The sequence below is a fragment of the Rhodoblastus sp. genome, assembly GCF_041915505.1.
Lineage (GTDB): Bacteria > Pseudomonadota > Alphaproteobacteria > Rhizobiales > Beijerinckiaceae > Rhodoblastus.
The window spans coordinates 1-6,471 of record NZ_JAYSBG010000200.1; the positions used below are offsets into that span (position 1 = coordinate 1).

Below are 6,471 nucleotides of genomic sequence, written 5' to 3' on the forward strand. Positions count from 1 at the left end.
ATCCGAGGCGCGCACCGCCACAGCCTCGACGCGGCCGGCCTGGTGGGCCTCGATCCATTGCCGGGTGATGGCGGCGCGCAGGCGCGGCTTGCGACCGTAATCGGTCAGCGGCATGTCCTCGACGAGCGGCGCGTCCTGCGGCCCATACATATAGAGATTGTCGGCGAAGACGAAACGCGCGCCCTGCTCCGCGCAAACATCCAGCATATTGGCCATGGCGCGCGGCCATGCCGTCTCCCAGACCCGCGAATCGTAAGGAAAGCCGATGCAGCAGATCAAGGCTCCGGCGCCTTGGCAGGCGGCGCGCAGGCTGTCGCGATCGAGGACGTCGGCGGCGGCGAAGCGCGCCCCGTCCGGCAAGGCCGCGGGCGCGCGGCGCTGGATCAGCCGCGCCTCGTCGCCACGCGCCGCCAGAATTTTCGCGGTTTCGCGACCGACCGCGCCCAAGCCGACAACCGCTACGATCATGCCAAGCCTCCTTGAACGAGGTGGATGTTAATTGAATTTACATCCAGGCAAAAGGTCTATTCGGTGGCTGTCGCCCACGAGGTCAATGCGCGGTGCAGACCATGCAGGGATCGAAGGAGCGCACGACATGCTGGATCGCAGGGGCCTTGGCGCCCGCCGCGCCGGTTTCGACGCCGACCAGCGCCTGTTCCAGCGGGCCGGGAACGCCGTTGGCGTCGCGCGGCGAGAAATTCCACGTGGTCGGCGCGACGATCTGATAGCGCAGGATATTGCCTCTCTCGACGCTCAGCCAATGGCCGAGCGCGCCGCGCGCCGCCTCGACCAGGCCGACTCCCGCGCCATCGACGGGTTCCGGCCCATGTTCGCAAAAGCTCTCGTTCAGCCGGAGCGCGCGCGCCCAGCCTTCGGCGGCGATGGCGAGCCGCGCGATTTCGATCACGCGGGCCGCCACGCGCGCGTAGACATTGGTTCCGCCGCCTTGCGCGATCAGCGCGCGGATCAGCGGATCGCCGGCCACGGCCTGCCGCGCCACGGCGCCGGTCTCCGCCGGCTCGCCGGACAGACGCGGCGCCTTGGCCCAGGAATAGCCGTTGGCGCGATCCGCGTCGGGCAGGGTCACGGCGAGCGCCGGATCGGACGAGTTTTCGTGCAGAAAGGAAAAGGCGACATCCTCCCGGATCGCCTTGACCGGCAGCGGTTTTTCGGCCCCGGCGCGCGGATCGTAGAGGCCGGACGGGAACAAAGCGCCCTCTCCGGCGTGATAGGCGCCGAAACTGATCAAAGGCAAAGCGACGCCGCCAAGCCGGTCGAGACCCAAATCGGCGGCCAGCCGCAGGAAGGCGGCGAAATCGCCCTGCCCCTGCGAAAATGCGCTCAATTGCTCCGGCGTTTCCAGAGCCGCAACCTGCTCCAGCGGCGCGGCGAACAGGACCTTTTCGAGAAAGGCGCGAAAATCGCTCAGGATCGCCAGCAACCGCATCTTCTCGCCGAGATCGAGCGCGCGAGTGACGCCGCCCGGCTGGATTGCCAAAGAATGCGGCCATTTGCCGGCGATCAATCCCATCACGTGCAACAGCCGCGCGCGCGCCGGCAAGGCCTCCAGCGCCGCCGCGCCGGACACAGCCTTGAACCGCGCCTCGACCTCCGGAAACCAGCTTTCTCCGGCGTAAGACGCGCGGGCGAAATCCGGCATGAAGAACAGATAGAAATGGCTCAGATGGTCGGCGATATTTTCCGCCGCATGAGCGATATTGGCCGCCAGTTCGCCATTCGGCGGCGGCCGGATTCCGCCCACTGCGCGCAAGACGGCGGCCGCCGCCATGCTCTGTGACAGCGAGCAAATGCCGCAGATGCGCGGCGCCACGACCAAGGCGTCGGCGGCGGGGCGGCCAGCCAAAATCTGCTCGAAACCGCGATAAAGCGTGGTCGCGACGCGGGCCTCGGCGACGCGGCCCTCCTCGATGTCGAGCGTGAGTTCGAGATCGCCCTCGACGCGGTTGAACGGCCCGACAATGAGACGTGTCATTTGCCTCGTCTCGGATTTTCGACGATGCGGTCGGCCTCGGCGTTTTTCTTCACGCGCTCGGGCGTGGCGGATTTCGACAAGGCGGCCAAGGTCATGAACCACGCCTTGGGCATGTCGAGCGGCAGCCCGACCGGGATGCCGGCGATCTTGGGCGTGACGTGGAAATTGCGCACTTTCTCGAAATTCGGCGCCGTACAGGAAATGCAGGCGAAGCCGGCATGGGTGCAGGAGCCGCCGCCGTTCCAGGCGCGCTGGTTGCAATCGCCGATCGCCTGCGTCGCCTTGCAGCCGAGATGCTCCATCATGCAGCCGCGCTCGGACAGAGTGCGGGCGCTGGCCTTGAATTCGTAGAATTCATTGCGCGAGCAGCCGTGATGGGCGAGATGGGCGGCGAAGAATTTCGGCCGCCCCAAAGCGTCGAGATCGCGCGCCGCCAGATCGCCGAGCGCCAGCGCCTGAAGCGTCTCCATGATCCAGCCCGGATGCGGCGCGCAGCCCGAAACATTGACCACCGGCAAGCCGCCGCGCGAAACATAATCGCGTCCGAGCGCCCCGCCGGCCTCGGCGCCGTCGTAATGCAGGCCGCAGGCGTCGGTCGGGTCCGGGTCGCCGGCGGGAATGCCGCCATAGGCCGCGCAACTCCCCACCGCCACGCAGAAATCCGCGCGCGCCGCGAGGCTGCGCGATATATCGAGCAGGGTGCGGCCCGTGCCGGACAGGCGGTTGAACTTGCCGGTGCCATGCGGCCCGCGCAGGATCGAACCTTCGACGCAGAGAATGTCGAGCCTTGTTTCGCCGCTCTCGATGCGCGCAAGAATGTCCAGGACCTCTTCGCCGGTCTCCTCGCTCACGCTGGGGTGCCAGAGCAGATTGATTCCGGCGGCGCGCAGATCGGCGAACCAGCCTGCCGCGCCATGTTCCAGAACGGACATGGTGCAGCCGCCGCAGGAGCCGGCCTGAAGCCAGAACAGATTTTTGGAAGCGGGGTTCATCCTGCGAACATTCACCGGAACGCGCGCCGATTTCAATAGGCGCGCCGCAAGTCTCATGCTGCAATGAGGCGGGAGGACCAAGAATGGACGCCAGAACGCTGTTGCGCCGCATGTTCGACGCGGCGATCGCCGCCGCCCAGCCCGCGCTTTGCGTGCCGCCGCATCTGCCCGCTCCGCCACGCGGCCGCACTATTGTCATCGGCGCCGGCAAGGCTTCCGCCGCCATGGCCCGCGCGCTGGAGGACCATTGGCCCGGCCCGCTCGAAGGCCTCGTCGTCACCCGCTTCGGCTATCGCGTCCCCTGCGAGCGCATCGAAATCGTCGAGGCGGCGCATCCCGTGCCGGACGAAGCCGGCCAGAAGGCGGCGATACGCATTGCGGACCGCGTGCGCGGCCTGACCGAGGACGACCTTGTCATTGCCTTGATCTCGGGCGGCGGCTCGTCCCTGCTCGCCGCCCCGGCGCCGGGCGTCACGCTGGGCGACAAAAGGCTGCTGAGCGCGGCTTTGCTGAAATCCGGCGCCACGATTTCGGAAATGAATTGTGTACGGCGGCATTTGTCGTCGCTGAAGGGCGGCCGGCTTGGCGCCCTCGCCGCACCGGCGCGCGTCGTCGCGCTCCTGATGTCCGATGTGCCCGGGGACGATCCGATCGACATCGCCTCCGGCCCGACCGTCGCCGACCCGACCACCTGCGCTGACGCGCTCGCCGTGCTCGCGCGCTACGCCATCGTCCCGCCGCCCCCTATCAAAGCCATGCTGGAGCGCGGCGAGAGCGAGAGCGTCAAGCCCGGCGACCCACGCCTCGCCCGTAGCGAGGCGGTGCTGGTCGCGACGCCGCAGGCTGCGCTGGAGGCGGCGGCCAAGGTCGCGCGCGAGGCCGGCTATGCGACCGCCATTCTCGGCGACGCCATCGAAGGCGAAGCGCGCGAGGCCGGCAAGGTTTTCGGCGGGTTCGCGCGTGCGGTTGCGCTCAGGGGCGCGCCCTTCGCGCCGCCCTGCGTGCTGCTTTCGGGCGGCGAAACCACGGTGACCGTGCGCGGCAACGGGCGCGGCGGGCGCAATGTCGAATTCCTGCTTTCGCTCGGCCTGACGCTCGGCGGCCTGCCCGGCGTCTATGCCTTGGCGGGCGACACCGATGGCGTGGATGGGCAGGAGGAAATCGCCGGCGCCATCCTGACCCCCGACTCGCTTGCCCGCGCCCGCGCGAAAAAGATCGATCCGCTCGCGGCGCTCGACAATAACGACGGCCACGGCTTTTTCTCCAGCCTCGGCGACAGCGTCATCACCGGGCCGACCCATACCAATGTCAATGATTTCCGCGCGATCCTCATCGGGTGACGCGCCGATAGCTTCTCGGCGCCGATAGCGGAGAGGGTCACCGCAAGCGCCGCCGGTTCTTTCTCGGAACTGGTCGATTGACAGGGCTGTCCCCGCGCAGCTCTGGCCAGATCGGCCCTACAGGCGTTACGCCGCTAAAATAAGCATATTTTAAGCTGAATACGCAATATTTTCGCCTTTTCAAGCGTTTATAAGGCCACTAGGCGCGAAGACCGCCGCCTATAACTTGACAAATTGCCTGTCATCATCAGGAGGACACGCAATGTCGATCTCACATCGCTTGATCTTGGCGGCTTGTGCTATGCTGTCTCTATCCAGCATAAGCCAAGCGGCAAGTTTTTATTATACCGACAAGGCGCCCCGCGAGACAATGGGCGCCCCGCGCGAGGCGCGCTACGACATGCCATATGGCGCATTCAGGCGCTGTCTGCCCGCCACGGGAGCGCAAGTTCTCGGCGGCTTCGCCTCCCCGCACGACTGGCTTGATCCCGATACCGGCGAGATCTGCAACCGTTGAACGGCGCGCCATCGCAAGTGGCGATGGAGAAGCGGGGCGGCAGGGGCAGGATTGAATGGCAGGAGTGGCCGGGTTCGAACCGACGACACCCGGTTTTGGAGACCGGTGCTCTACCAGCTGAGCTACACTCCTGCAGGCGACGCGAAGCGCGCCGTCAGCGGCGTTTTCATAGCCGCAAAGAGCAGCTCCGTGCAACCCCGTCGTTCGAGAATTGACGGAAAAAGCGCGTTATCCCCTCGCCACGCACAGCGGCGCAGCGCTCGGACAAAAACGACGGCCCCTTGAACGGGGCCGTCGGATTGCGCTTGGCGCCTTGTCGCGTCAATGCGAGCGCGGCGCCAGGCTTTCCACCGCGCCGGTCGGCAGGCCGATCGCATGGGCGTCGCCGCCGACAAAGGCCTGAACCAGCGCATGGCTGTCGCCATATTGGTGGAAGGCCATGACCTTGCCGCCCACGATCTTGAAGAAATGGCACCATTCATCTTCGAAATGGGCGCCCGACCTCCGCATCCGGCCGGAGGTGTGTCCCAACACCAGGACGAAGCCCGAGCCCGTATGGAATTCATGCGGCATGAACCGCTCGATATCCACATTCAGCGCGAGGTCCGAGAAATAGGCCGCGATTTCGCGCAGGCCCTTTCGCTCCCCGCCCCATGGCAGCAAAGCGGGATCGGTATTGGTTTTCCATTCGATCTGCGGATCGGCGGCCGCCAGGATCCGGTCGATCCCGCCGCTCACAAAAGCCGCATAGAGCGACTTGACGAATTCGATATTGTTCATGGCGAACCCTCCCTCGTTCCGGGAAGCGTCTTCGGCAGGTCCGGCGTGGCCGGAAGCAATGCCTGAAGGCCCGGGGCTTTCCCGCGCTTTAACGCGCGCACATGGACGGCGCGGCGCTTAAGAAGGCCGGAGGCTAGCATTCGCGCGAACGGAGACCCAATCAAAGGAAAGTGATGGGCGGCCAAAAAGAAAGGGAGCCGTTTCGGCTCCCTTTCCAGGATTCAACAAGGCGTTTCAACGAAACCGCCCGGTAACGGAACGCGAGCGTTCCGCCTTATTCGATGATGGAAGCGACGACGCCGGCGCCGACCGTACGGCCGCCTTCGCGGATGGCGAAGCGCAGCTTCTCTTCCATGGCGATCGGAACGATCAGCGCCACGTCCATCGAGACGTTGTCGCCCGGCATCACCATTTCCGTGCCTTCCGGCAGCGTCACGATGCCCGTCACGTCCGTCGTCCGGAAATAGAACTGCGGACGATAGTTCGTGAAGAACGGCGTATGACGGCCGCCCTCTTCCTTCGTCAGGATATAGGCCTCGGCCTTGAACTTGGTGTGCGGCTTCACCGAACCCGGCTTGCACAGCACCTGGCCGCGCTCCACGTCCTCGCGCTTGGTGCCGCGCAGCAGGCAGCCCACATTGTCGCCCGCCTGGCCCTGATCCAGCAGCTTGCGGAACATTTCAACGCCGGTCACCGTCGTCTTCACCGTCGGCTTCAGGCCAACGATCTCGACTTCCTCGCCAACCTTGACAATGCCGCGCTCGACGCGGCCGGTCACAACCGTGCCGCGGCCCGAGATCGAGAACACGTCTTCAACCGGCATCAGGAACGGCTGGTCAATCGGACGCT

At 65.9% G+C, this 6,471-nt stretch carries 7 protein-coding genes and 1 tRNA gene; 2 read left to right on the forward strand and 6 right to left on the reverse strand.

Annotated elements, in window-relative coordinates; all coding sequences use genetic code 11:
- The 3 genes from ACE3S9_RS12705 to ACE3S9_RS12715 form a co-directional block, all read right to left on the reverse strand.
- Window positions 1-468, reverse strand: a 468-nt coding sequence (locus ACE3S9_RS12705; protein WP_374546835.1) for an NAD-dependent epimerase/dehydratase family protein, incomplete at its 3' end; no start/stop codon positions are given.
- An 82-nt stretch (window positions 469-550) separates the two neighbouring features.
- On the reverse strand, window positions 551-1,993 hold the full coding sequence (locus ACE3S9_RS12710; protein ID WP_374546836.1) for a nickel-dependent hydrogenase large subunit: 1,443 nt from the start codon (window positions 1,991-1,993) through the stop codon (window positions 551-553).
- Window positions 1,990-2,985 (reverse strand): HupU protein, encoded by a 996-nt coding sequence (locus ACE3S9_RS12715; RefSeq protein ID WP_374546837.1) that lies wholly within the window; start codon window positions 2,983-2,985, stop codon window positions 1,990-1,992. The genes ACE3S9_RS12710 and ACE3S9_RS12715 overlap by 4 nt, the downstream gene beginning before the upstream one ends.
- Before the next feature lie 83 nt (window positions 2,986-3,068).
- On the opposite strand from ACE3S9_RS12715, the gene ACE3S9_RS12720 reads away from it, so the two are divergent.
- Together ACE3S9_RS12720 and ACE3S9_RS12725 are read left to right on the forward strand one after the other, a co-directional pair.
- Window positions 3,069-4,325 carry a glycerate kinase gene (locus ACE3S9_RS12720; protein WP_374546838.1) on the forward strand — a complete coding sequence of 419 codons (1,257 nt, stop codon included), beginning with the start codon at window positions 3,069-3,071 and terminating at the stop codon, window positions 4,323-4,325.
- A gap of 262 nt (window positions 4,326-4,587) precedes the next feature.
- Entirely contained in the window at window positions 4,588-4,842 is a 255-nt protein-coding gene (locus ACE3S9_RS12725) for a hypothetical protein (RefSeq protein WP_374546839.1), read from the forward strand.
- Between the two features lie 56 nt (window positions 4,843-4,898).
- Here the strand turns inward: ACE3S9_RS12725 and ACE3S9_RS12730 are convergent.
- From ACE3S9_RS12730 to ACE3S9_RS12740, 3 genes are all read right to left on the reverse strand, one after another.
- Window positions 4,899-4,974 (reverse strand) — tRNA-Trp (locus ACE3S9_RS12730).
- A 189-nt stretch (window positions 4,975-5,163) separates the two neighbouring features.
- Entirely contained in the window at window positions 5,164-5,622 is a 459-nt protein-coding gene (locus ACE3S9_RS12735; RefSeq protein ID WP_374546840.1) for a nuclear transport factor 2 family protein, read from the reverse strand.
- A 274-nt stretch (window positions 5,623-5,896) separates the two neighbouring features.
- Window positions 5,897-6,471: EF-Tu/IF-2/RF-3 family GTPase (locus ACE3S9_RS12740; RefSeq protein ID WP_374546841.1), on the reverse strand; the 575-nt coding region annotated here is incomplete at its 5' end.

Bases quoted from the DNA above. Each gene is read 5' to 3' on its own strand.
- ACE3S9_RS12715 (WP_374546837.1), bottom strand. From the start codon at position 2,985: ATGAACCCCGCTTCCAAAAATCTGTTCTGGCTTCAGGCCGGCTCCTGC.
- ACE3S9_RS12735 (WP_374546840.1), bottom strand. From the start codon at position 5,622: ATGAACAATATCGAATTCGTCAAGTCGCTCTATGCGGCTTTTGTGAGC.
- ACE3S9_RS12720 (WP_374546838.1), top strand. From the start codon at position 3,069: ATGGACGCCAGAACGCTGTTGCGCCGCATGTTCGACGCGGCGATCGCC.
- ACE3S9_RS12725 (WP_374546839.1), top strand. From the start codon at position 4,588: ATGTCGATCTCACATCGCTTGATCTTGGCGGCTTGTGCTATGCTGTCT.
- ACE3S9_RS12710 (WP_374546836.1), bottom strand. From the start codon at position 1,993: ATGACACGTCTCATTGTCGGGCCGTTCAACCGCGTCGAGGGCGATCTC.